The sequence below is a fragment of the Streptomyces sp. A0642 genome, from assembly GCF_004795105.1.
GTDB lineage: Bacteria > Actinomycetota > Actinomycetes > Streptomycetales > Streptomycetaceae > Streptomyces.
Window position 1 is genome coordinate 1 of sequence record NZ_SSBL01000015.1, and the last position, 23928, is coordinate 23928.

17 protein-coding genes, 1 pseudogene and 1 riboswitch are annotated in these 23928 nt (G+C 73.8%); of the genes and pseudogenes, 14 read left to right on the forward strand and 4 right to left on the reverse strand.

Annotation, left to right across the window (positions count from 1 at the left end; translation table 11 throughout):
- Positions 1-98: 98 nt before the first annotated feature.
- A complete protein-coding gene (locus E6R60_RS23230; protein WP_136328560.1) occupies positions 99-767 on the reverse strand; it encodes a class II aldolase/adducin family protein in 669 nt (222 codons plus the stop codon).
- A gap of 236 nt (positions 768-1003) precedes the next feature.
- Between E6R60_RS23230 and E6R60_RS23235 the strand changes: the two genes are divergently transcribed.
- The 9 genes from E6R60_RS23235 (at position 1004) to cobI (ending at position 14268) form a co-directional block, all read left to right on the forward strand.
- Positions 1004-2281: an inorganic phosphate transporter gene (locus tag E6R60_RS23235; protein WP_136328561.1), complete on the forward strand. Its 1278-nt coding sequence runs from the start codon at positions 1004-1006 to the stop codon at positions 2279-2281.
- 24 nt (positions 2282-2305) lie between these two features.
- Positions 2306-2539: a hypothetical protein gene (locus tag E6R60_RS23240; RefSeq protein WP_136328562.1), complete on the forward strand. Its 234-nt coding sequence runs from the start codon at positions 2306-2308 to the stop codon at positions 2537-2539.
- Between the two features lie 151 nt (positions 2540-2690).
- A riboswitch (cobalamin riboswitch) is annotated at positions 2691-2822 on the forward strand.
- A gap of 134 nt (positions 2823-2956) precedes the next feature.
- Positions 2957-4045 (forward strand): cobalamin biosynthesis protein, encoded by a 1089-nt coding sequence (locus E6R60_RS23245; protein WP_240802654.1) that lies wholly within the window; start codon positions 2957-2959, stop codon positions 4043-4045.
- The gene (locus E6R60_RS23250) at positions 4042-5583 is read left to right on the forward strand and encodes a cobyric acid synthase (protein WP_136328563.1); all 1542 of its coding nucleotides are present in this window, start codon (positions 4042-4044) and stop codon (positions 5581-5583) included. Before E6R60_RS23245 ends, E6R60_RS23250 begins: the two co-directional genes overlap by 4 nt.
- Positions 5584-5603: 20 nt before the next feature.
- Positions 5604-9254, forward strand: a complete 3651-nt coding sequence (cobN, locus tag E6R60_RS23255) for a cobaltochelatase subunit CobN (protein ID WP_136328691.1) — start codon at positions 5604-5606, stop codon at positions 9252-9254.
- Positions 9255-9414: 160 nt separating this feature from the next.
- Positions 9415-11445 (forward strand): putative cobaltochelatase, encoded by a 2031-nt coding sequence (locus tag E6R60_RS23260; protein ID WP_136328564.1) that lies wholly within the window; start codon positions 9415-9417, stop codon positions 11443-11445.
- Positions 11445-12044 (forward strand): cob(I)yrinic acid a,c-diamide adenosyltransferase, encoded by a 600-nt coding sequence (gene cobO, locus E6R60_RS23265; RefSeq protein ID WP_136328565.1) that lies wholly within the window; start codon positions 11445-11447, stop codon positions 12042-12044. The genes E6R60_RS23260 and cobO overlap by 1 nt, the downstream gene beginning before the upstream one ends.
- Positions 12038-13543, forward strand: coding sequence for a cobyrinate a,c-diamide synthase (locus tag E6R60_RS23270; RefSeq protein ID WP_136328566.1), 1506 nt, complete (start codon positions 12038-12040; stop codon positions 13541-13543). The genes cobO and E6R60_RS23270 overlap by 7 nt, the downstream gene beginning before the upstream one ends.
- The gene (gene cobI, locus E6R60_RS23275; protein WP_136328567.1) at positions 13540-14268 is read left to right on the forward strand and encodes a precorrin-2 C(20)-methyltransferase; all 729 of its coding nucleotides are present in this window, start codon (positions 13540-13542) and stop codon (positions 14266-14268) included. The genes E6R60_RS23270 and cobI overlap by 4 nt, the downstream gene beginning before the upstream one ends.
- 5 nt (positions 14269-14273) lie before the next feature.
- Here cobI and E6R60_RS23280 read toward each other — a convergent pair whose 3' ends face one another.
- Positions 14274-14996, reverse strand: a complete 723-nt coding sequence (locus E6R60_RS23280; protein WP_136328568.1) for a ZIP family metal transporter — start codon at positions 14994-14996, stop codon at positions 14274-14276.
- A 90-nt stretch (positions 14997-15086) separates the two neighbouring features.
- Between E6R60_RS23280 and cobM the strand changes: the two genes are divergently transcribed.
- The 5 genes and pseudogenes from cobM to cobC all read left to right on the forward strand — a co-directional run.
- Entirely contained in the window at positions 15087-15926 is an 840-nt protein-coding gene (gene cobM, locus E6R60_RS23285; protein ID WP_136328569.1) for a precorrin-4 C(11)-methyltransferase, read from the forward strand.
- A complete protein-coding gene (gene cbiE / locus E6R60_RS23290) occupies positions 15923-17179 on the forward strand; it encodes a precorrin-6y C5,15-methyltransferase (decarboxylating) subunit CbiE (RefSeq protein ID WP_136328570.1) in 1257 nt (418 codons plus the stop codon). Before cobM ends, cbiE begins: the two co-directional genes overlap by 4 nt.
- A complete protein-coding gene (gene cobJ / locus E6R60_RS23295; RefSeq protein ID WP_136328571.1) occupies positions 17176-18882 on the forward strand; it encodes a precorrin-3B C(17)-methyltransferase in 1707 nt (568 codons plus the stop codon). The genes cbiE and cobJ overlap by 4 nt, the downstream gene beginning before the upstream one ends.
- 53 nt (positions 18883-18935) lie before the next feature.
- The gene (locus E6R60_RS23300) at positions 18936-19847 is read left to right on the forward strand and encodes a sirohydrochlorin chelatase (protein ID WP_136328572.1); all 912 of its coding nucleotides are present in this window, start codon (positions 18936-18938) and stop codon (positions 19845-19847) included.
- A pseudogene (gene cobC / locus E6R60_RS23305) lies at positions 19819-20925 on the forward strand (Rv2231c family pyridoxal phosphate-dependent protein CobC); the annotation flags it as partial. The gene E6R60_RS23300 and the pseudogene cobC, both read left to right, overlap by 29 nt.
- Before the next feature lie 258 nt (positions 20926-21183).
- Here cobC and E6R60_RS23310 read toward each other — a convergent pair.
- Together E6R60_RS23310 and E6R60_RS23315 are read right to left on the reverse strand one after the other, a co-directional pair.
- Positions 21184-22356 (reverse strand): SCO1860 family LAETG-anchored protein, encoded by a 1173-nt coding sequence (locus tag E6R60_RS23310; RefSeq protein WP_136328574.1) that lies wholly within the window; start codon positions 22354-22356, stop codon positions 21184-21186.
- A gap of 332 nt (positions 22357-22688) precedes the next feature.
- On the reverse strand, positions 22689-23789 hold the full coding sequence (locus E6R60_RS23315) for an amidohydrolase family protein (protein WP_136328575.1): 1101 nt from the start codon (positions 23787-23789) through the stop codon (positions 22689-22691).
- Between the last annotated feature and the right edge of the window lie 139 nt (positions 23790-23928).

A 23928-nucleotide genomic window follows, 5' to 3' on the forward strand; every position in this document is an offset into this window, starting at 1 on the left:
CCTGTCCGCCCCCCGGCCGGGCAGTGGCCGCCCTCGCCCAGCGTCGGGGCCGGCAGGGGCACCCCCACCCAGCGCCTCGCCCAGCACCCGCCCCCCTCTCACCGGCTCCCGCGTGGCTGCCCGTACCCCTTCAGCGCTTCCCCGACCTCGCTCAGCTGCTCCGGTGTGAGCAAGGCCGGGGTGCGGCCGGGCACGGAGCTGGCGGTGAGCCAGAGGCGGCACAGCCACTCCAGCTGGGCGGTGCGGTCGTACGCCTCGTCCAGGGTCGCGCCGTAGGTGACCGTCCCGTGATTGCCCAGCAGGCAGCCGGTGCGGTCGCGGAGCGCCGTGAGCATGCTTTCGGCCAGTTCCTCCGTGCCGTACCGGGCGTAGCCGGCGACCCGCACGGGACCGCCCAGCATCGCGGCGGCGTAGTGGACCGACGGCACCTCGGCGACCAGCGTGGAGACGGCCGTGGCGTGCACGGCGTGGGTGTGCACGACGGCAGCCGCGTCGGTGTTCCGGTAGACCGCGAGATGGAGTGGGAGTTCGCTGGTGGGGGCCAGGTCGCCGAGGACCTGATTTCCCTCCAGATCGACTCCGGTCAGGTCCTCGGGGCGGAGCCGGTCGTACGGCACTCCGCTCGGGGTGACCAGGACGGTCCCGCCGATCCGCGCCGACACATTGCCCGAAGTGCCCACGACCAGTCCCTCGGAGGCCGTCCTGCGGGCCGTGGTGACGACCGCGTCCCAGGCCCGTTCGATCGAATCCCGCCACTCACCGCTCATACGAAGATCCTTTCAACGGATGAGCGGACCCTCGCCGCCCCTCCCCCGACGGCCCGCGCGGACCCCGGATTCCGGGCCCACACCGGCCTGTACCGGAATCCCACCGTCACCCGGCGGACGAAAAGGGCGGCGGCACTCCGGTTGGGGTCACCGCAACGCCCTGCCCAGTTCATCTTCCGTTCACTCAGATTGCCTACGGTCCACGTGCCACTGACGTCGAACGATTGCCTGGGTAAATGGAACACATCACGCTGCTGCTCGCGATTGTGATCGTGACAGCTCTAGTGTTCGATTTCACGAACGGTTTCCACGACACCGCCAACGCGATGGCCACCACCATCTCGACCGGCGCACTCAAACCCAAGACAGCGGTGGCCATGTCCGCCGCTCTCAACCTCGTAGGCGCGTTCCTGTCGGTGGAGGTCGCCAAGACGATCTCCGGCGGGATCATCAACGAAGACGGGCTCAGAACCGAGGTCATCTTCGCGGCGCTCGTCGGCGCCATCCTGTGGAATCTCCTGACCTGGCTGGTCGGCCTGCCGTCCAGCTCCTCCCACGCGCTGTTCGGCGGCCTGATCGGCGCCGCGGTGATGTCCGCGGGCTGGTCGTCGGTCGACGGCGGCACCGTCGTCACCAAGGTGCTGCTCCCCGCGGTCGCCGCGCCGGTCGTCGCCGGTCTGGCCGCGCTGCTGGCCACCCGGCTCACGTACCGCCTCGGCGGGAAGGCCACGGGCGGGGCCCAGGAGAAGGCCACCGCCAAGGGTTACCGCGCCGGGCAGATCGCCTCGGCCGGGCTCGTCTCGCTCGCGCACGGCACCAACGACGCGCAGAAGACGATGGGCATCATCACGCTCGCCCTGGTCACCGGCGGCGTCCTGGCCCCCGGCTCCAACCCGCCGGTCTGGGTCATCGTGTGCGCCGGCCTCGCCATCGCACTCGGCACCTACCTGGGCGGCTGGCGCATCATCCGCACCATGGGCAGCGGCCTGACCGAGCTGAAGCCGCCGCAGGGCTTCGCCGCCCAGACCAGTGCGGCCACGGTCATCCTGGCCTCCTCCCACCTCGGCTTCTCGCTCTCCACGACGCAGTCGTGCTCGGGCGCCGTCATGGGCGCGGGCCTCGGCCGCAAGGGCGGCGTCGTCCGGTGGTCGACGGCCACCCGGATGTTCGTCGCCTGGGGCCTGACCCTGCCGGCCGCCGGTCTGGTCGGCGCGGGTGCGGAGTTCCTCACCAAGCAGGGCACCTGGGGTGTCGTGGTCGTCGCGGCGCTCCTGATCGCGGGCTCCGGTGCGATCTGGACGCTGTCGCGCCGCAAGCCCGTCGGGCACGGCGACGTGGCACCCGGCGGCCAGGACGCGGACGCCGGAACCGGCGAGCCGGCGGGCGTCGTCACCACCGCCATCGCGGCCGTCAGCCCGCCGCCCACCGCGGCCGCGCAGACCCACGACCTCACGGCCACCATCCCGGCCCCGGCCGGACCGGTCGCCGACCCGGCCCGACCCGCCACGGTCTAAGAGCCCCGGTAAGGACAGATCCACATGAACATCGACTGGGCAGCCCTTGGCACCGTCTTCGGCGTCTCCCTCGTCGCCACCGTCGCGCTCGTGGGCCTCTTCACCCTCGGCATCGTCGGCCTCTCCAAGCAGCCGGAACCGGCCGCGCAGGGCGGCTCCGGGGGCGGATCGCTCCTGCTGGCGCGCACCGGCGCGTACGTCTGCTTCGGCCTGTGCGCCGCGGCCGTGGCGTACGGCATCTATCTGATCGTCGCCTGAGCCCCACCCGACCCACCCGCATCGGGCCGGACGCACCTCGTGTGCGTCCGGCCCGATGTGCGTCTCAGCACACTGCGCCGCCGCAGGTCAACGGCGAGTTGACGGGTGTTCGCGGGGCGTGGTGGACTGCCGGAGCCATTACGGCGACAGCAGAGGAAGCCGGTGCGAATCCGGCGCGGTCCCGCCACTGTCACCGGGGAGCAGTCCCCCACCACGGAAGTCACGGTCCACGCAAGCGGACTGGAAGGCCGGGGGAACTGCGGATCCGGAAGCCAGGAGACTCTCGTCGCCGTCACGTCGAACCAGGGCGCGGACCCTGAGTGAGGACATATCGCCATGCCCGGCTGCCGTGCGTCCGTCCCTGTGCCACTCCGAACAGGTCCCCAGACCCTCCGAGGCGCAACGGCCGGCTGAACCGTGCGTGCCGATCGCATCTTCGCGTACGGCGCCACGGCCGGTCTGATCGGCGATCTGCTGCTCGGTGATCCCCGCCGGGGGCACCCGGTCGCCGCCTTCGGGCGGGCCGCGGCAGGCGTCGAACGCCGTCTGTGGCGCGACCACCGCGGGTGGGGCGCGCTGCACACCCTGATCTGCGCCGGAGGCGCCGCCGGGGGCGCCGCCCTGGCCGCCCGTGCGCTGCGCCGCCACCCCGCCGCGTCCGTCGTCCTGACCGCCGCCGCCACCTGGACCGTCGTCGGCGGTACGTCGCTGGGCCGCGAGGCCCGGTCCATCGGTGACGCCCTGGCAGCCGGGGACCTCGGACTGGCCCGTGCGCGGCTGCCGCGTCTGTGCGGCCGCGACCCGCAGTACCTGGACGGCCCGCAGATCGCCCGGGCCGTCGTGGAGTCCGTCGCCGAGAACACCTCGGACGCCGTGGTCGGCGCCCTGGTGTGGGGCGCGCTGGGCGGGGTTCCCGGACTCGTCGGGTTCCGCGCGGCGAACACGCTCGACGCGATGGTCGGTCACAAGTCGCCCCGCTACCGGCGTTACGGCTGGGCCTCGGCCCGCCTCGACGACCTCGCGGGCTGGCCGGGCGCCCGGCTGACGGCCCTGCTCGCCGTGACCGCCGGGGGGCGGCCACGGGGAGCGGTCCGGGCCTGGCGGGCGGACGCGGCCAAGCACCCGAGCCCCAACGCGGGCCCGGTGGAGGCCTCGTTCGCGGGGGCGCTCGGGGTGCGGCTCGGCGGGACGCTCTCGTACGGCGGCCGGGTCGAACACCGTCCCGTCCTCAACGGCGGGACGGGACGGGCCGTGGAGCCCGCGGACATCGAGCGGGCCGTGCGGCTGTCGCGCCGGGTGAGCGCACTGGCCCTCGGCGTGAGCGTGGCGGCCCGCCTGGGCGCAGGGCTCGCGGCACGGCGGATCGCGGGGAGCCGCACCCAGGGCGCCCCCGCCGCACGGCCGCGCACCGCGGGCACCCGTACCGCGGGCACCCGTACCGCGGGCACCCGTACCGCGGGCACCCGTACCGCGGCACCTCGACTCTCAGGACGGAGATTGATATGAGCGGCGGGCTGCTGGTCGCCGGGACCACCTCCGACGCGGGCAAGAGCGTCGTCACGGCGGGCATCTGCCGCTGGCTGGTGCGCCGCGGCGTGAAGGTCGCGCCGTTCAAGGCGCAGAACATGTCGCTCAACTCCTTCGTCACCCGCGAGGGCGCCGAGATCGGCCGCGCCCAGGCCATGCAGGCCCAGGCCGCCCGGGTGGAGCCGACCGCCCTGATGAACCCGGTGCTGCTCAAGCCCGGCAGCGACCGCTCCAGCCAGGTCGTCCTGATGGGGCGTCCGGTCGGCGAGATGAGTGCCCGCGGCTACCACGGCGGCCGTCAGGAGTCGCTCCTGTCCACGGTCGTGGACTGCCTGGAGCAACTCCGGGGCACGTATGACGCGGTGATCTGCGAAGGGGCGGGCAGTCCGGCCGAGATCAATCTGCGGCGCACGGACATCGTGAACATGGGCATCGCGCGGGCGGCACGCTTCCCGGTGGTGGTCGTCGGCGACATCGACCGCGGCGGGGTCTTCGCCTCGTTCTTCGGCACGACGGCGCTGCTCTCGGCCGAGGACCAGTCGCTGATCGCCGGCTATCTGGTCAACAAGTTCCGCGGCGACGTCTCGCTGCTGGAGCCCGGCCTGGACATGCTCCGCGAGCTGACGGGCCGTCCGACCTACGGGGTGCTGCCCTTCGCGCACGGCCTGGGCATCGACGAGGAGGACGGACTGCGGGTCTCGCTGCGCGGCACCGTCCGCGAATCGGCCGTCGCGCCGCCGCACGGCGAGGACATCCTGCGCGTCGCCGTGTGCGCCGTGCCGCTGATGTCCAACTTCACCGATGTGGACGCGCTCGCCGCCGAACCGGGCGTCGTCGTCCGCTTCGTGGACCGCGCCGAGGAGCTGGCCGACGCCGACCTCGTCATCGTGCCGGGCACCCGCGGCACCGTGAAGGCGCTCGCCTGGCTGCGCGAGCGCGGGCTCGCCGACGCGCTGCTGCGGCGCGCCGCCGAGGGCCGCCCGGTCCTCGGCATCTGCGGCGGCTACCAGATCCTCGGCGAACACATCGAGGACGACGTGGAGTCGCGCGCCGGGCAGGTCGACGGGCTCGGGCTGCTGCCCGTACGCATCCGGTTCGACCGCGAGAAGACCCTCGCCCGGCCGGTCGGCGAGGCACTCGGCGCCCCGGTCGAGGGGTACGAGATCCACCACGGCGTCGCGGACGTGCGGGGCGGCGAACCGTTTCTCACCGACGGGCGGGGACACCGCCTCGACGGCTGCCGGGCCGGCGCCGTGTGGGGCACCCACTGGCACGGCTCGCTGGAGAGCGACGCCTTCCGCCGCCGCTTCCTGACCGAGATCGCCCGGGCCGCCGGCCGCCGCTTCGAGCCCGCGCCCGACACCTGCTTCGCCGCGCTGCGGGAGGAACAGCTCGACCGCCTCGGCGACCTGATCGAAGAACACGCGGACACCGATGCGCTGTGGCGACTCATCGAGTCGGGCGCACCGGCAGGACTTCCCTTCATCGCCCCCGGAGCACCTGGAGCACGCGCATGAACGCCCCACTCGACGCCCCGCTGAGCACCGTGCTGTTGCTGTCGACGGCCGACACGGACCTCCTCGCCGCCCGCGCCTCGGGCGCCCCCTACCGGATCGGCAACCCGACCCGTATCGACGTCCGGGACGAGCTGCCCGCGCTGATCGCGGGCTCCACCGTCGCCGTCGTCCGCCTCCTGGGCGGCAAACGCGCCTGGGAGGACGGCCTCGCGGCCCTGAAGGCCTCCGGCATCCCGACCGTGCTGCTCGGCGGCGAGTCGGTGCCGGACGCGGAGCTGATGGCCGAGTCGTCCGTGCCGGCCGGCGTCGTGGCCGAGGCGCTGCGCTACCTGGTGGAGGGCGGCCCCGGGAATCTGGTCGAACTCGCCCGCTTCCTCTCCGACACCGTCCTGCTGACCGGGCACGGCTTCGCCGAACCGCAGAAGATGCCCGAGTGGGGACTGCACGGCAGCCGTACGTTCACCGAGGGGCGTCCGACCGTCGGCGTGCTCTTCTACCGGGCGCACCACCTCTCCGGCAACACCTCGTTCGTCGACGTGCTGTGCGACGCCGTCGAGGCGCGCGGCGCCAACGCCCTCCCGGTGTACTGCGGTTCGCTGCGCGGGGCGGACCCCGGGCTGTACGAGCTCCTCGGCCGGGCCGACGCCCTGGTCGCCACGGTGCTCGCGGCCGGCGGCACCCGCGCGTCGGACGCCTCCGCCGGGGGCGACGACGAGGCGTGGGACATCGGCGCGCTCGCCGACCTGAACGTGCCGGTGCTCCAGGGGCTCTGCCTCACCTCCTCGCGGGCCTCCTGGGAGGCGTCGGACGCGGCCCTGACACCCATGGACGCGGCGATGCAGGTCGCCATCCCCGAGTTCGACGGCCGGCTCATCACCGTGCCGTTCTCGTTCAAGGAGCAGGGCCCGGACGAGGTGCCCGTGTACCGCGCCGACCCCGAGCGGGCCGCACGCGTCGCCGGGATCGCCGTGCGCCACGCCGTCCTCAAGCACAAGCCCAACGCGGAGAAGAAGCTCGCCCTCGTCTTCACCGCCTACCCCACCAAGCACTCCCGCGTCGGCAACGCGGTCGGCCTGGACACGCCCGCCTCCGCCGTCCGCGTCCTGGACGCCCTGCGCGACGCCGGTTACGGGGTCGACGGTCACCCGGACAACGGCGACGAACTCATCCACCGCCTCATCAACGCCGGTGGCCACGACGTGGAGTGGCTGACCGAGGAGCAGCTCGCGGCGGCCCCCGCCCGGGTCCCGCTGGCCGACTACCGGGCCTGGTTCGCGACCCTGGAGCCGGGACTGCGCGACTCGATGCTGGAGCACTGGGGCGAGCCGCCGGGCTCCCTCTACGTGGACGGGGAGGACATCGTCCTCGCCTCGCTCCAGTTCGGGAACGTGGTGGTGCTGATCCAGCCGCCGCGCGGCTTCGGCGAGAACCCGATCGCGATCTACCACGACCCGGACATGCCGCCCTCGCACCACTACCTGGCGACGTACCGCTGGCTGGAGAACTCCTTCGGGGCGGACGCGGTCGTCCACATGGGCAAGCACGGCACGATGGAGTGGCTGCCCGGCAAGGGCCTCGGGCTGTCCGCCGGCTGCGGCCCGGACGCGGTGCTCGGCGAGCTGCCGCTGATCTACCCGTTCATCGTCAACGACCCGGGCGAGGGCACCCAGGCCAAGCGCCGGGGGCACGCCACGGTGGTGGACCACCTGGTGCCGCCGATGGCGCGCGCCGACACGTACGGGGATCTGGCGAAGCTGGAGCAGCTGCTCGACGAGTACGCGCTGGTCAGCGATCTCGACCCGACGAAGGCACCCGCCGTGCGGGCGCAGATCTGGACGCTGGTCAAGGCCGCCGAGCTCCACCACGACCTGCATGTCGACGAGCAGCCGGGCGACGACGCCTTCGACTCGTTCGTCATGCACATCGACGGGTACCTCTGCGAGATCAAGGACGTCCAGATCCGCGACGGTCTCCACATCCTGGGCGGTGGCCCGGCCGACGAGGCCCGGGTCAACCTGGTGCTGGCCGTGCTGCGCGCCTCGCAGGTGTGGGGCGGTACGGCGAACGCCCTGCCCGGACTGCGGGCGGCGCTCGCCGGGCACTTCGGGCTCAGCGAGAAGGAGTTGCTGGGCGAGCCGGGCGCCGCCGTGAAGGTGCCGGCCGAGCTGAGTGAGCTGGTGGACGGCCCGGCCAGGACGGGCGCGGACGCCATCGACCTGCTGGAGCAGTTGTGCCGCCGCCTCGCGGAGGGCATGGAGGCGCGCGGCTGGGAGCTCACGGCGGTGGCCGGTCTGGTGCGGGAGGTGCTGGGCTCCGAACTCCCGGACGCGGTCGCCGTCCTCGGATTCGCCTGCGAGGAGGTCGTGCCCCGGCTCGCCCGGACGACCGACGAGATCGACCACATCCTCCTCGCCCTGGACGGCGGCTTCGTCCCGGCGGGCCCCTCGGGTTCGCCGACGCGCGGGCTCGTCAACGTGCTGCCGACCGGCCGCAACTTCTACTCGGTGGACCCGAAGGCGATCCCGTCCCGGCTGTCGTGGGAGGTCGGCCAGTCGCTCGCGGACTCGCTGATCGCCCGGTACCTCGCCGACACGGGCGCCTACCCGAAGTCGGTCGGCCTGACCGTGTGGGGCACGTCCGCCATGCGCACCCAGGGCGACGACATCGCGGAGATCCTGGCGCTGCTCGGCTGCCGCCCGGTGTGGGACGAGGCCTCGCGCCGGGTCACCGGCTTCGAGGTGGTGCCGGTGAGCGAGCTGGGCCGGCCGCGCATCGACGTGACGGTCCGCATCTCGGGCTTCTTCCGGGACGCGTTCCCGCATGTGGTGGGCCTGATCGACGACGCGGTGCGCGCGGTGGCGGAACTGGACGAGCCGGCCGACGCCAACTACGTACGGGCGCACGCCGACGAGGACACCGCGGAGCACGGTGACCGGCGCCGGGCCACGGCACGCATCTTCGGCTCGAAGCCGGGGGCGTACGGGGCGGGGCTGCTGCCGCTGATCGACGCGCGCAACTGGCGCTCGGACGCGGACCTGGCCGAGGTGTACGCGGTCTGGGGCGGTTACGCGTACGGGCGCGGGCTGGAGGGGCGGGCGGCGCGCGGGGACATGGAGACGGCGTTCCGGCGGATCGCGGTGGCGGCGAAGAACGTGGACACGCGGGAGCACGACCTGGTCGACGCGGATGACTACTTCCAGTACCACGGCGGGATGGTCGCCATGGTGCGGCATCTGACGGGTGAGTCGCCCGAGGCCTATGTGGGCGACTCGGCGACGCCGGATCAGGTGAAGACGCGGACGCTGGGCGAGGAGACCCACCGGGTCTTCCGCGCGCGGGTCGTGAACCCGCGCTGGATGGCGGCCATGCGGCGGCACGGGTACAAGGGCGCCTTCGAGATGGCGGCGACCGTGGACTACCTGTTCGGGTACGACGCGACGGCGGGGGTGGTCGACGACTGGATGTACGAGAAGTTGTCGGCCGAGTACGTCTTCGATCCGGAGAACCGGGAGTTCATGCAGAGGTCCAACCCCTGGGCGCTGCGCGGGATCTCGGAGCGGCTGCTGGAGGCGGCGGAGCGGGGGCTGTGGGCGGAGCCGGACGCGGAGACGCTGGAGCGGTTGCGGGCCACGTACCTGGAGCTCGAAGGGGATCTGGAGGGGGACGCGTGAGCGGGCGTCGCGGGGCGCCCGCGGCGGGCCTCCTCCCGTGTCCGGCCCCTTCCCGTGACCGAGGGCTCCGCCCCCGGACCCCCGCTCCCCGGACTCCCCCGGACCCCGTCCGGGGGGACCCCCGGAGGCTGACATCGAACCGCTCCCCCAAGGAGGTCCTGTGAGTACGCCTTATCCCTTCACCGCCCTCGTCGGGCAGGACGACCTCCGGCTCGGCCTGCTCCTCAACGCCGTCTCGCCCGCCGTCGGCGGCGTCCTCGTGCGCGGCGAGAAGGGGACCGCCAAGTCCACCGCCGTGCGCGCCCTGGCCGCGCTCATGCCCGAGGTGTCCGTCGTCCCCGGCTGCCGGTTCTCCTGCGACCCGGTGTCCCCCGATCCGGCGTGTCCCGACGGGCCCCACGAGGCCGGGCCCGGCGTGTCACGGGCGGCGCGGACCGTCGAGCTGCCCGTCGGCGCGTCCGAGGACCGGCTCGTCGGGGCGCTCGACATCGAGCGGGCGCTCGCCGAGGGCGTGAAGGCCTTCGAGCCCGGGCTGCTCGCCGACGCCCATCGCGGGATTCTGTACGTCGACGAGGTCAACCTCCTCCATGACCACCTGGTCGACCTGCTGCTCGACGCCGCCGCCATGGGTGCTTCCTACGTCGAGCGCGAAGGCGTCTCCGTACGGCATGCCGCGCGCTTCCTGCTCGTCGGGACCATGAATCCCGAGGAGGGTGAACTGCGCCCGCAGTTGCTCGACCGGTTCGGGCTGACCGTCGAGGTCGCCGCGTCCCGCGAGACCGACCTGCGGGTCGAGGTCGTGCGGCGCCGGCTCGCGTACGACGAGGATCCGGCCGCGTTCGCCGCCCGGTGGGCCGACGAGGAGGGCGCGTTGCGGGCGCGGATCGTGGCCGCGCGCGCGTTGCTGCCCCGAGTGCGGCTCGGGGACGGCGCCCTGCGCCAGATCGCGGCCACCTGCGCGGCCTTCGAGGTCGACGGGATGCGGGCCGACATCGTGATGGCCCGGACCGCCACCGCTCTGGCCGCCTGGGCCGGGCGCACGGACGTGCTCGCCGAGGACGTCCGGCAGGCCGCCCTGCTCGCCCTCCCCCACCGGCGCCGGCGCAATCCCTTCGACGCGCCGGGGCTCGACGAGGACAAGCTCGACGACACGCTGGAGCAGAACAGCTCCGAGGACGACGATCCGGACCCGGACGGCCCGGGGGGCGGTGGGCGCCCGCCGGGGGGCGAGGGCCCCGGCACACCGCCGCAGGGCGAGGGCGGAGCCGACGACACGCCCGCGCAGTCCGTACCCGAGCAGGGCGGGGAGAAGGAGCGGGAGCCGGCCCGGGGACCGTCCTCCGGGGGCGGTGAGCAGCAGCCCGTACGGGCCGGTGAGCCGTTCCGTACGAAGGTGCTGAGCGTGCCCGGTCTGGGCGAGGGCACGGCGGGGCGGCGGTCCCGGGCGCGTACGGAGCACGGCCGGACGACCGGCGCGCGGCGGCCGCGGGGCGCGCTGACGAAGCTGCATCTGGCCGCGACCGTGCAGGCCGCCGCCCCGCATCAGCGGGCCCGGGGCCGGTCGGGGCGGGGGCTGGTGGTGCGGCGGGACGACCTGCGGCAGGCGGTGCGCGAGGGGCGCGAGGGGAACCTCGTGCTGTTCGTCGTGGACGCGTCCGGGTCGATGGCCGCCCGGCAGCGGATGAGCGCGGTGAAGGGTGCGGTGCTGTCGCTGCTGATGGACGCGTACCAGCGTCGGGACAAGGTCGGGCTGATCACCTTCCGGGGCAAGGACGCCGAGGTGGTGCTGCCGCCGACGTCGTCCGTGGACGCGGCCGCCGCGCGGCTGGAGATGCTGCCGACCGGTGGGCGTACCCCGGTGGCCGCGGGGCTGTTGAAGGCGCATGACGTGCTGCGGGTGGAGCGGCTCCGCGATCCCTCGCGGCGGCCGTTGCTGGTCGTGGTGACCGACGGACGGGCTACCGGGGGGCCGGAGCCGGTGGCGCTGGCCGCGCGGGCCGCACGGCTGCACGAGGCCGAGGGCACCGCCTCCGTGGTCGTGGACTGCGAGTCGGGGCCCGTACGGCTCGGGCTCGCGGGGAGCCTCGCGGGTGATCTGGGCGGCACCGCCGTCACGCTCGACGAGCTGCGGGCTGATGCGATCGCCGGGCTCGTCAAGGACGTTCAGGGCTACAGCAGGAGGGCCGCGTAATGCCGCAGGGACAGCCGGTCAGCGTGCCGGACGACGGACTCACCACCCGACAGCGCCGCAACCGGCCGTTGCTGGTGGTGCACACCGGCATCGGCAAGGGGAAGTCGACGGCGGCCTTCGGGCTCGCCCTGCGCGCCTGGAATCAGGGGTGGCCGATCGGGGTCTTCCAGTTCGTGAAGTCGGCGAAGTGGAAGGTCGGCGAGGAGAACGCGCTGAAGGTCCTCGGCGCGAGCGGCGAGGGCGGGTCCGTGGCCTGGCACAAGATGGGCGAGGGCTGGTCCTGGGTCCAGCGCGATCAGCAGCTGGACAACGAGGCGGCCGCGCGGGAGGGCTGGGAGCAGGTCAAGCGTGATCTGGCCGCCGAGACGTACCGGCTGTACGTGCTGGACGAGTTCGCCTACCCCATGCACTGGGGGTGGGTCGACACCGATGAGGTCGTCGAGGTGCTGCGCGGCCGGCCCGGAAGCCAGCACGTGGTGATCACCGGGCGCAACGCGCCGGACGCGCTGGTGGACGCGGCGGACCTCGTGACCGACATGTCGAAGGTGAAGCACCCGATGGACGCCGGGCAGAAGGGCCAGAGGGGCATCGAGTGGTGAACGTGCCGCGCCTGGTCATCGCCGCGCCGGCGTCCGGCAGCGGCAAGACCACCGTCGCGACGGGTCTGATGGCCGCCTTCGCCGGGCGGGGGCTCGCCGTGTCCGGGCACAAGGTGGGCCCCGACTACATCGATCCGGGCTACCACACGCTGGCCACCGGGCGGCCGGGGCGCAATCTCGACGCGTACATGTGCGGGCCGGAGCTCATCGCTCCGCTGTTCGCGCACGGTGCGCAGGGGTGCGGCCTGGCGGTCGTCGAAGGCGTGATGGGGCTGTACGACGGGGCGTCGGGGCAGGGAGAGCTCGCCTCCACGGCGCAGGTCGCGAAGTTGCTGCGGGCGCCGGTGGTGCTCGTGGTGGACGCGTCGTCGCAGTCGCGGTCCGTGGCGGCGCTGGTGCACGGATTCGCCTCCTGGGACACGCAGGTGCGGATCGGCGGGGTGATCCTGAACAAGGTCGGCTCGGACCGTCACGAGGCGCTGTTGCGGGAGGCCCTGGACGAGTCCGGGGTTCCGGTGCTGGGGGTGCTGCGGCGCGCCGCGCAGGTGGCGGTTCCGTCGCGGCACCTGGGGCTGGTGCCGGTGGCCGAGCGGCGGGGCGACGCGGTGGCCGCCGTCGCGGCGATGGGGGACCGGGTGCGGGCCGGGTGCGACCTGGATGCCTTGATGGCCCTGGCGCGTTCGGCGCCGCCGGTGCCGGGTGCGGTGTGGAGCGCGGTGGAGGCTGTGAAGGGCGCGGCGGAGGCTGTGGGGGGCGATGCCGCCCTCGGCGGTGCCGTTTCCCTCCCCGGCCCTTCGCGTGACCGGGAACGCCGCCCGCTGGCCCCCGCTCCTCAAGCACCGGAGCTGGAGGGTACGCGGGCAGCGCCGGGAAGTTCGCCGGAGGGGCTGGATTCCGGGGCTCCCGTCGTCGCCGTCGCCTCCGGTCCCGCCTTCACCTTCTCCTACGCCGAGCACGGCGAGTTGCTCGCCGCCGCCGGGGCCGAGGTGGTGCCGTTCGATCCGTTGCGGGACGAGGCGCTGCCCGACGGGACTCGCGGGCTCGTCGTCGGGGGCGGGTTTCCCGAGGTGTACGGGCCCGAGCTGTCGGCCAACGAGTCGTTGCGCGGGGCCGTCGCGGAGCTGGCGGCGTCCGGGGCTCCGGTGGCCGCCGAGTGCGCGGGGCTGCTGTATCTGGCGCGGTCGCTGGACGGGCGGCCGATGTGCGGGGTGCTGGACGCCGAGGCGCGGATGTCGGAGCGGCTGACGCTCGGGTACCGGGACGCCGTGGCGGTCTCCGACAGCGTGCTGGCGGCCGCGGGGACGCGGATGCGCGGGCACGAGTTCCACCGCACCGTGCTGGAGCCCGGCGCGGGCGACACACCGGCCTGGGGCATGCACCAGCCGGAGCGGCGCCTGGAGGGGTTCGTGCGGCAGGGCGTGCACGCGAGTTATCTGCATACCCACTGGGCTTCGGCGCCCGGTGCGGCCCGCCGATTCGTGGAGAGGTGCAAGGGATGAACACACTGGTAGGGGTCGGCGTCGGGCCCGGTGATCCGGAGCTGGTGACCGTCAAGGGCGTCAACGCGCTGCGGGACGCCGCGGTCGTCGTGGTGCCCGTGATGGACACCGGGGAGCGGGGCCGCGCCGAGGCGACGGTGCTGCACTACGTCGGGGCCGAGAAGGTCGTGCGGGTCGTGTTCGCGCTCAACGAGCGGACGGACCGGGCGCGCCGGGAGGCGGCGTGGGACGAGGCGGGCGGGCGGGTCGCGGAGTTGCTGCGTACGCATGGCTCGGTGGCGTTCGCGACCATCGGGGACCCCAATGTGTACTCGACGTTCACGTATCTCGCGCACACGATCGGTGAGCTGCTGCCGGGGACGGCCGTGGTGACGGTGCCGGGGATCACGGCGATGCAGGATCTGGCGGCGCGCAGCGGCGCGGTGCTGACCGAGGGCACCGAGCCGTTGACGCTCGTGCCGGTGACCGCCGGGGCGGATGTGCTGAGGGAGGCCCTCAAGGGGCCCGGGACGGTCGTCGCGTACAAGTTCGGGCGGCTGGCCGAGGAGGTCGCCGCGGCGTTGAGCGAGACGGGGCGGACCGAGGACGCGGTGTGGGGTTCGGCGCTCGGGCTGCCGGAGGAGTCGATCCGGCCGGCGGCGGAACTGGCCGACGGCCCGTTGCCGTACCTCTCCACGCTGATCGCGCCCGCGCCGCGCGACGGCGGGCGGGGCGGCAAGCTGTGAGGCGGTCACTGCGCGAAGCCCACCACCAGCCAGATGAAGCCCACTCCCCCGATCGTGCACAGCAGGGTGGAGCGGGCCGGGTGGTCGTGGTGCGCCTCGGGCAGGATCTCGGCTGCGGCGAGGTAGAGCAGCACTCCGCCGAAGAAGCCGAGATAGCAGCCGAGGAGTTCCTCCGGAAGGGTGAACACGAGCGTCGTCGCCGCGCCGACGACGGGCGCCGACGCGTCCGCGTACAGCATCGTCAGGGCCTTGCGGCGGGCGTTTCCGTACAGGCTGGTGATCGTGTAGGTGTTGAAGCCGTCCGCGAAGTCGTGGGTGATGACGGCGAGGGCGACGGCCGCTCCCATGCCTCCGCCGACCTGGAAGGCCGCGCCGAGGGCCACGCCGTCCATCAGGCTGTGCAGGACCATGGCCGCCGCCGCCGTCAGTCCGACCTGGGGCACGCGTTCCTCGCTCGCCCCGTGTGCGGCCTGGCGTACGGCGAGCAGACGCTCCACCAGGTGCGCGAAGAGGAAGCCGCCCACGAACAGCAGCAGGGCCGCCGGTACGCCGAAGACGAGGCCGCCCGCGGCCTCCATGGCCTCCGGCAGCAGGTCGAGGCCGACGACGCCGAGCATCAGTCCGCCGGCGAATCCGAGCACCAGGTGGCGGCGGTCGGTGACGCGCTGGGCGACCCAGCCGCCGACCAGGGTCATCAGGAACGCGCCGAGCGCGACGAACACCGCCATGGGCTCTTGCTAGCCGATTGACCCCGGTGCCCGCATCTCCGGGCGCCCACCGTCATGTCCCGTTGTCTTCCGTCCTGAAAGGACCGTTCCATGTCCGAAGCAGTCGACGCGGTCGCCGCGCCCGCCCACGGCACCGTCACGTTCGTCGGTGCCGGCCCCGGCGCCGCCGATCTGCTGACCTTCCGGGCGGCGCGGGCCATCGCGGACGCCGACATCGTCATCTGGGCCGCCAGCCTGGTGCAGGCGGAGGTCCTCGACCACGCCCGGGAGGGCGCCGAGATCCTGGACTCGGCGCAGATGTCCCTCGAAGAGGTGGTCGCCGTGTACCGGCGGGCGGCGGACGAGGGGCTGAAGGTCGCCAGGATCCACTCCGGCGACCCGGCGCTGTGGGGCGGCACCCAGGAACAGGTCGACCGCTGCGGTGAGCTGGGCGTGGCGGTGGAGATCGTGCCCGGCGTGTCGTCGTTCTCCGCGGTCGCGGCCATCGCGCAGCGCGAGCTGACGATCCCCGAGGTGGCGCAGTCGGTGATCCTGACCCGGCTCGGCGGGGGCAAGACCCCGATGCCGCCCGGCGAGGAGGTCCGGGAGTTCGCCCGGCACGGCACGACGATGGCGCTGTTCCTGTCGGCGGCCCGCTCCGGTCAGCTGACCCAGGAGCTCCTCGAAGGCGGCTACCCGACGTCGACGCCCGTCGTGATCGCCTATCAGGCGACGTGGCCCGAGGAACTGATCCTGCACTGCACGATCGAGACGCTGGAGGCCACGGTCAAGGAGCACAAGCTCTGGAAGCACACGCTGTTCCTGGTCGGCCCGGCCCTGTCGGCGTCGGGGACGCGTTCGCACCTGTACCACCCGGGGCACTTCCACGGGTACCGCAAGGCCGACAAGGCGGCACGCGCCGAGTTGCGAGCCCAGCGGTCCGGCTCGTGATCCGCGTCTTCGGTACGGGTACGGGGGCGCCGCTCACCCCCGACGCCGTGGAGGCGCTGGCCGGGGCCACCCTCGTCGTCGGTGCCCGGCGCCATCTGGACGGCGCCGCGCTGCCGGCGGGCGCCGGGCGGGTGGTCCTGGGGCCGCTGTCTCCCGCGCTCGACCGGATCGGCAGGCACCTCGCCGAGGACGGGGCCCGGGTCGTGGTGCTGGCCTCCGGTGATCCGGGGTTCTTCGGGATCGTCCGGGCGCTGGCGGAGCGGTTCGGTTCCGCGGCGCTCGATGTGCGGCCGGGGGCGCCGTCCATCGCGGTGGCGTTCGCCCGGCTCGGTCTTCCGTGGGACGACGCGGTCGTCGTCAGCGCGCACGGGCGTGATCCGAGGACCGCGGTGAACGTGTGCTTCGCGCACCCGAAGGTCGCGGTGCTGACGGGGCCGGGCGCCGGGCCGGCGGAGCTGGCGGCCGGGCTGCTGTACCGGAGCGAGGAGCGGATCCTGGTCGTCGCGACGGCGCTCGGCGACCCGGAGCGCGAGCGCGTCGAGCGGCTGACGCCCCGGGAGGCGGCGGCCCGGCCCTGGCCGGATCCGGTGAGCGTGGTGCTGTGCCTCGACGAGTCGCGGGCCCTGTCGCCGGTACGGACGGTGGCCGGTGCGGACGCCGGTCCGGCCGGATGGGCGCTGGACGAAGCGGAGTTCGAACACCGGGACTCGATGATCACCAAGTTCGAGGTGCGGGCGCTGGCGCTGGCCAGGCTCGGGCCGCGCACCGGTGATCTGGTGTGGGACGTCGGCGCCGGTTCGGGATCGGTGGCGGTGGAGTGCGCGCGGCTCGGCGCGGCCGCCGTGGCGGTCGAGAAGACCGCGGACGGGGTTGAGCGGATCCGGGCGAACGCCGCCGCGCACGGGGTGTACGTGCGGGCGGTGCACGGCGCCGCACCCACGGTGCTCTCCGATCTGGAGGACCCCGACGCGGTGTTCATCGGGGGCGGCGGACGTGAGCTGCCCGCGATCGTGACGGCGTGCGCCCGGCGGGCGCGGCGTGCCGTGGTGGTGGCGGTGGCGGCGCTGGACCGGGTGGGTCCGGTGCGGTCGGCGCTGGCCTCTGCCGGGTTCGCCCCCGAGGGCGTGCTGTTGCAGTCGTCGCGGCTGGCGCCGCTGCCCGGTGACGTGACCCGGCTCGCCGCGGCCAACCCGGTCTTTCTGCTGTGGGGCGTCCGCTCCGCGGCCGGTGCAAGTGAAGGAGCAACCCAGTGATCGGCCTGATCTCCGCGACGGCGGCGGGCGCCGTCGCCCGTGACCGGCTGGCCGCGGCCTGGCCCGGCCGAGCCGTGGTCTACGACGGCCCGGTGGGCGAGGCAGTGCGGCGGGCGTTCGCCGAGTGCGAGCAGCTGGTGTGTTTCCTGGCGACGGGGGCCGTGGTGCGGCTGGTCGGTCCGCTGCTCCGGGACAAGTCGGCCGATCCCGGAGTCGTCTGTGTGGACGAGGCGGGGCGTCACGCGGTGGCGCTGCTCGGCGGGCACGGCGGCGGGGCGAACGCCCTGGCGGTGGCGGTCGGCGAGGTGCTGGGGGCCGCGCCGGTGGTGACGACGGCGACGGACGCGGTGGGCGTTCCCGGCCTTGACATGCTGGGGCTCCCCGTGGAGGGGGATGTCGCGGGGGTGTCGCGGGCGATGCTGGACGGGGCTCCGGTGGCCTTGCGGGCGGATGCGGTGTGGCCGCTGCCCGCGCTGCCGCCGAACGTGGCGGCCGGGGGCGCGAGCGCCGCCGTGCTGCACCTCACCGACCGGGTGGTCGCACTCGCGGCGCGCGAGGCCGTGCTGCGGCCCGCCTCCCTCGCCGTCGGGGTCGGCGCGTCCAAGGACGCGCCCGCGGGCGAGGTGCTCGGGCTGATCCGGGACGCGCTCGCGGAGGCCGGGCTCTCGCCGCTGAGCATCGCGGAACTGGTGACCGTGGACGCGAAGGGCGAGGAGCCCGCGATCGTGGCGGCCGCCGCTGAGCTGGGCGTGCCGCTGCGGACGTATCCCGCCGGGGCGCTGGCCCGGATCGAGGTGCCGCATCCGTCCGACGCGCCGCTCGCCGCCGTCGGCACGCCGTCGGTGGCGGAGGCCGCGGCGCTCGCGGAGGGCGGCGAACTCCTCGTACCGAAACGGAAGTCGGCGCCCGAGGGACGGGCCGCGATGGCGACCTGTGCGGTGGTGCGCCGGGCGCCGCGCGGGCGGCTCGCCGTCGTGGGGCTCGGCCCCGGGGCGCGCGACCTGCTGACACCGCGCGCCCGCGAAGAGCTGCGCCGGGCGTCGGTACTGGTCGGGCTCGACCAGTACGTCGACCAGATCAGGGATCTCCTGCGGCCGGGCACCACGGTCCTGGAGTCGGGCCTAGGCGCCGAGGAGGAACGGGCCCGGACCGCGGTCGCCGAGGCGCGCAAGGGCCATGCGGTGGCGCTGATCGGCAGCGGTGACGCGGGCGTGTACGCGATGGCCTCGCCGGCGCTGGCCGAGGCGGGCGCCGACATCGACGTGGTGGGAGTGCCGGGGGTGACGGCGGCACTGGCCGCGGCCGCGATCCTGGGCGCCCCGCTGGGCCACGACCACGTGTCGATCAGCCTCTCCGATCTGCACACGCCGTGGGAGGTCATCGAGCGCCGGGTCCGGGCCGCGGCCGAGGCCGACATCATCGTGACGTTCTACAACCCGCGCAGCCGGGGCCGCGACTGGCAGCTCCCGAAGGCGCTGTCGATTCTGTCGGAACACCGGGAACCGACCACGCCGGTGGGCGTCGTGCGCAACGCCTCCCGGCCCGACGAGTCCAGCCGGGTGACCTCGCTGGCCGCCCTGGACCCGGCGACCGTCGACATGATGACCGTCGTCACCGTCGGCAACACGGCCACCCGCGAGATCGCCGGCCGCATGGTCACCCCGCGCGGCTACCGCTGGCAGTCGGCCACGACCGCGCCGTGAGCCGGTCCGCCGCCACCCCCCGCCCCCACCCCCAGGAACACCGAGGAGAACCCGTGAACACCCCGTCCGCCCAGCCCGCCCTGCTCATCGCCGGCCACGGCACCCGGGACGAGGGCGGGGCCGCCGCCTTCCGCGACTTCGTGGCCGAACTCGGCGCCCGCAACCCGCAGTTGCCCGTCGCCGGCGGATTCATCGAACTGTCGCCGCCGCCGCTCGGCGACGCCGTGACCGAGCTCGTCGAACAGGGCGTCAAGCACTTCGCCGCCGTTCCGCTGATGCTGGTGTCGGCCGGCCACGCCAAGGGCGACATCCCTGCGGCGCTGACCCGCGAGAAGGAGCGCCACCCCGGCATCTCGTACACGTACGGGCGTCCGCTGGGCCCGCATCCGGCGCTGCTGAAGGTGCTGGAGCGGCGCGTGGACGAGGTGCTGGGCGACACCGACCGGTCCGAGGTGACGATTCTGCTGGTGGGACGCGGTTCCACCGACCCGGACGCCAACGCCGAGGTGCACAAGGCGGCGCGGCTGTTCTGGGAGGGGCGGGGCTACGCGGGCGTGGAAACCGCTTTCGTCTCGCTGGCCGCCCCTGATGTGCCGTCCGGTCTGGACCGTTGCGTGAAGCTGGGTGCGGGGCGCATAGTCGTTCTGCCGTACTTCCTCTTCACCGGCATTCTGCCGGACCGTGTGCGTGACCAGACCACGGAGTGGGCCGCCGCCCACCCGGAGCTGGACGTCCGGTCGGCCGAAGTGATCGGCGCCGCGGAGGAACTGCTCGATCTGGTCATGGAGCGCTACCGGGAGGCCGTCAAGGGCGATCTGCGGATGAACTGCGACTCTTGCGTGTACCGGATCGCGCTGCCGGGCTTCGAGGACAAGGTGGGACTGCCGCAGCAGCCGCACTTCCACCCTGACGACGACGGCCATCACCACCACCCCCACCATGGCGGTCATGCACACTCCCACTGAACGCCCCGACGCCACAGGCGCGGGCGCGCACGATCTGCGTCACCACGGTGACGTGGAAGTACGGGGACGGGGACGGGATCTGACCGATCTCGCCGTCAACGTACGGGCCGGCACCCCACCGGCCTGGCTGAAGGAGCGGATCGCCGCGTCCCTCGGCACGCTCGCCGCGTACCCGGACGGGCGCGCGGCGCGTGCGGCGGTCGCCGCCCGGCACGGGTTGCCGCCGGAGCGGGTCCTGCTGACGGCGGGTGCGGCGGAGGCGTTCGTGCTGATCGCGCGGGCGCTGCCGGCCCGGCGGCCGGTCGTGGTCCATCCGCAGTTCACCGAGCCGGAGGCGGCGCTGCGCGCGGCCGGGCACGAGGTGCGGCGGGTGCTGCTGCGGGCCGTGGACGGCTTCCGGCTGGATCCGGCGGCCGTGCCGGACGACGCGGATCTGGTGGTCGTCGGAAATCCGACGAACCCGACGTCCGTGCTGCATCCCGCGGCCGTGCTGGAACGGCTGGCGCGTCCCGGCCGGACGCTGGTGGTCGACGAGGCGTTCATGGACGCGGTGCCGGGCGAGCGCGAGGCGTTGTGCGGCCGTACGGACATCCCGGGGCTCGTGGTCCTGCGCAGCCTCACCAAGACGTGGGGACTCGCCGGGCTGCGGATCGGGTACGTGACGGCCGCGGCCGAGACGATCCGCACGCTGGAGGAGGCCCAGCCGTTGTGGCCGGTCTCCTCGCCGGCGCTGGCGGCGGCGGAGGCGTGTGTGGAGCCGCGGGCACTGGCCGAGGCGGCCGCGGCGGCGGACCGGATCGCGGTGGACCGCTGCCATCTGGTGGCGGGGCTGCGGGAGTTCACCGAGATACGTGTGGTGGAGCCGGCGCAGGGACCGTTCGTCCTCATCCGGCTGGAGCGGGCCGCGGAGATACGGGAGCGGCTGCGGATGCTGGGCTTCGCGGCCCGCCGCGGCGATACGTTTCCGGGGCTCGGCGACGCGTGGCTGCGGCTGGCGGTGCGGGACCGTACGACGACCAACCGCTTCCTGCAGGCATTCGACCAGGCACTCCAGGCGCTGTCCGTGGTGAGCCGGTGAGTGGATGACCCCCGTGCGGCCCGCCCGCCCCGTCCGCTGACCCGCCGCGTCGCGGTGCGTCCCGGTGCGCGGCCCCTCGCCCGTCGCCGGGCGGCAGGACCGCGTTCGCCGCACAGCGCGTGCCGGGCACCGAGCGGGGAGCGGTGCTCCGTGTACGGAACACCGCTCCCGTTCTCCTGTTCCCCCGTTCCCCCTCTTCCCCGTTCCCCCTACGGCCCCCCGGCCGCCCCCTCGGGCCCTGTTCCCCTCCCCCCGGTATCAGTCCTGCGCACGGCGCCGGGTCACGACCATCGCGCCGGCGCCGGCCGCCAGCAGGAGCGCGGCGCCACCGGCGATGTACGGCGTGGTGGAACTGCTGCCCGTCTCGGCGAGGTCGGCGTCGCTGGTCCGGGGCGCGTCACCGGTGCCGGTCTGGGTCTTCACGTCTCCGCCGGTGTCGCCGCCCGTGGAGCCGGCCGAGGAACCTGCGGTGCCTGAACCGGCGCTGGTGGAACCGCCGTCGGTGGCCCCGCCGTCGGACGAACCGCCGTCGGACGAACCGCCGTCGGACGAACCGCCGCTGTCACCACCCCCGTTGTCACCACCCCCGTTGTCACCGCCGCCGTTGTCACCGCCGCCGTTGGCGGACCCCCCGCTGTCACCGCCGCCGTTGGCGGACCCGCCACTGTGACCACCGCCGTTGTCACCGCCACCCGTACCGCCACCCGAACCGGGCCTCTTGGGCGTCTCGCAGGTGGCCTCGGCGAGCGTGACCTCCCCCTTCACATCCGCGACGTTCAGGTTCAGCGGGTTGACCGAGACCTTCAACTGGAGCGCCACAGCCGCCGCGGTGCGCGAGGTGGTGCTCGTCTTCGACAGGGCGAGCGTCACCGACCCCACGCCCTTCACCGCGATCTGCGTGGTCCCTCCGGCGGTCAGGCGGACGCGCTTGCCGAGGACCCGCACGTGTCCCAGGACGTTCGACTCCGCGACCGGCCTGTGGCCGACCTCGCAGACGGCCTTGGAGGTGACCTGCTCGACCTCGACCAGCGGGAGCAGCGGCAGACCGGGGACATGCAGACGCGCCTTGACCACATTGCTGTAGCCCTCGGCCCGGTGCTTGCGCACGGTCGCCTTCGCCGTGGCCACATCGGCACGCAGCACGCTGACCGGCCTTCCGCCCTCCACACCGTCGAGCTTCACGGTCAACGCGGTCTGTTCGGCGCTCCGCGGCGCGTGGACCTCGTTGAGCGTGGCCTTGAGCGGCACATCGAGCGTCTTGTTCAGGAGCGAGACGTCGAGTGCGGTACGGAGCACGACCGCGCTCGCCTTCCCGTCGCCGGTGGTCGTGGCGGTGGTCGCGGTGGCGGCCTGCGCCGGGACGGCGACCAGCAGGGCGACGGGAGCGGCGGCGACCGCCAGGGCGGCGAGGCGGAAGGTGTTGCTGTTCAAGATGGTGGAACCCCCACAAGAGACATGGAGCCACCGGCGCCGTCCAATGGGGGACATCGCGGGCACCGGTGGCCTCGACTCCGTGAATCTTTACGCACAGAGGGTGAACTGACAGACACCCGACGTGAGTTCACCCCAAAGGGTGGTTTTCGCCTCGGTATTCGATTATTCCGGCACGCGCGTTCCTCGAGTTCACCCGTTTCACCGAACGCGGAGGGCTCGAAGGGGCTTCGTACCGGCGCGCGGGAAGTGATTCAACGAGCGGGCGAGCTCCGGGTCACTGCCGGTCAACACGGCGCATCCCGGGCCCGCCCGGCCCCGGACCGGAGAACTCAGCGGATCACGCGCCCGTCGAGGACGATCCGCCGCGGCGCCGCCAGCACGCGCACGTCCGCCCGCGGGTCCTCGTCGTACACCACCAGGTCGGCCGGTGCGCCCTCCTCCAGCCCCGGCCGGCCGAGCCAGGCGCGGGCGGCCCACGTCGTCGCGGACAGCGCCTCCAGCGCGGGGATGCCCGCCTTGACGAGCTCCGCGACCTCGTCGGCCACCAGGCCGTGGGCGAGGACCCCGCCGGCGTCGGTGCCGACGAACACCGGCACCCCCGCGTCGTACGCGGAGCGCACGGTGTCGTAACGGCGTTCGTGCAGTCGGCGCATGTGGGCCGACCAGCGGGGGTACTTGGCGTCGCCGCCCTTCGCGAGCGAGGGGAAGGTGGCGATGTTGACCAGGGTGGGGACGATCGCGACGCCGCGCTCGGCGAAGAGCGGGACGGTCTCCTCGGTCAGCCCGGTGGCGTGCTCGATGCAGTCGATGCCGGCCTCGACGAGATCCCGGAGGGAGTCCTCGGCGAAGCAGTGGGCGGTGACCCGGGCCCCCAGCCGGTGCGCCTCGGCGATGGCCGCCGTGACGGCCTCGCGCGGCCAGCAGGCGGTCAGGTCGCCCACCTCGCGGTCGATCCAGTCGCCGACGAGCTTCACCCAGCCGTCCCCGCGGCGCGCCTCCTGCGCGACGTACGCCACCAGTTCGTCCGGCTCGATCTCGTACGCGTAGTTCCTGGTGTAGCGGCGGGTCCTGGCGATGTGCCGGCCGGCCCTGATGATCTTCGGGAGGTCCTCACGGTCGTCGATCCACCGCGTGTCGGCGGGCGAGCCGGCGTCCCGCAGGAGCAGCGCGCCGGCCTCGCGGTCGTCCAGTGCCTGCTTCTCCGTGGTCGCCACGTCCACGGCGCCGTGGTGGTCGAGCCCGACGTGGCAGTGGGCGTCGACCAGTCCGGGCAGGGCCCAGCCGGTGACGACGACCGCGTCGTCCGCGCCGGGGGGCCGCTCGTACGTCACCCGTCCGTCGACCGCCCAGAGCTCGTCCCTGACCTCCTCGGGTCCGACGAGCACCCGCCCCTTCACCTGCAGCACCCGCGGCGCCTCGTGATCGCTCATGCACAGCACTGTACGAGCCCGCGCGCCGCGCGCCCCGCCCCGCCCGGGACGGTCCGGCGGAGGCATCCGGGACGGCCCGGTGCAAGCATCCCGGACGGCCCGGCGGAAGCATTCGGGGCAGGCGGACGGAGGCGTCCCG

What these genes read in the sequence shown, in the direction of transcription:
- E6R60_RS23280 (WP_136328568.1), bottom strand. Translation starts at nt 14,996, where the DNA reads ATGGCGGTGTTCGTCGCGCTCGGCGCGTTCCTGATGACCCTGGTCGGC.
- cobM (WP_136328569.1), top strand. Translation starts at nt 15,087, where the DNA reads ATGTCCGAAGCAGTCGACGCGGTCGCCGCGCCCGCCCACGGCACCGTC.
- cobO (WP_136328565.1), top strand. Translation starts at nt 11,445, where the DNA reads ATGCCGCAGGGACAGCCGGTCAGCGTGCCGGACGACGGACTCACCACC.
- E6R60_RS23235 (WP_136328561.1), top strand. Translation starts at nt 1,004, where the DNA reads ATGGAACACATCACGCTGCTGCTCGCGATTGTGATCGTGACAGCTCTA.
- E6R60_RS23250 (WP_136328563.1), top strand. Translation starts at nt 4,042, where the DNA reads ATGAGCGGCGGGCTGCTGGTCGCCGGGACCACCTCCGACGCGGGCAAG.
- cobI (WP_136328567.1), top strand. Translation starts at nt 13,540, where the DNA reads ATGAACACACTGGTAGGGGTCGGCGTCGGGCCCGGTGATCCGGAGCTG.
- E6R60_RS23230 (WP_136328560.1), bottom strand. Translation starts at nt 767, where the DNA reads ATGAGCGGTGAGTGGCGGGATTCGATCGAACGGGCCTGGGACGCGGTC.
- E6R60_RS23240 (WP_136328562.1), top strand. Translation starts at nt 2,306, where the DNA reads ATGAACATCGACTGGGCAGCCCTTGGCACCGTCTTCGGCGTCTCCCTC.
- E6R60_RS23315 (WP_136328575.1), bottom strand. Translation starts at nt 23,789, where the DNA reads ATGAGCGATCACGAGGCGCCGCGGGTGCTGCAGGTGAAGGGGCGGGTG.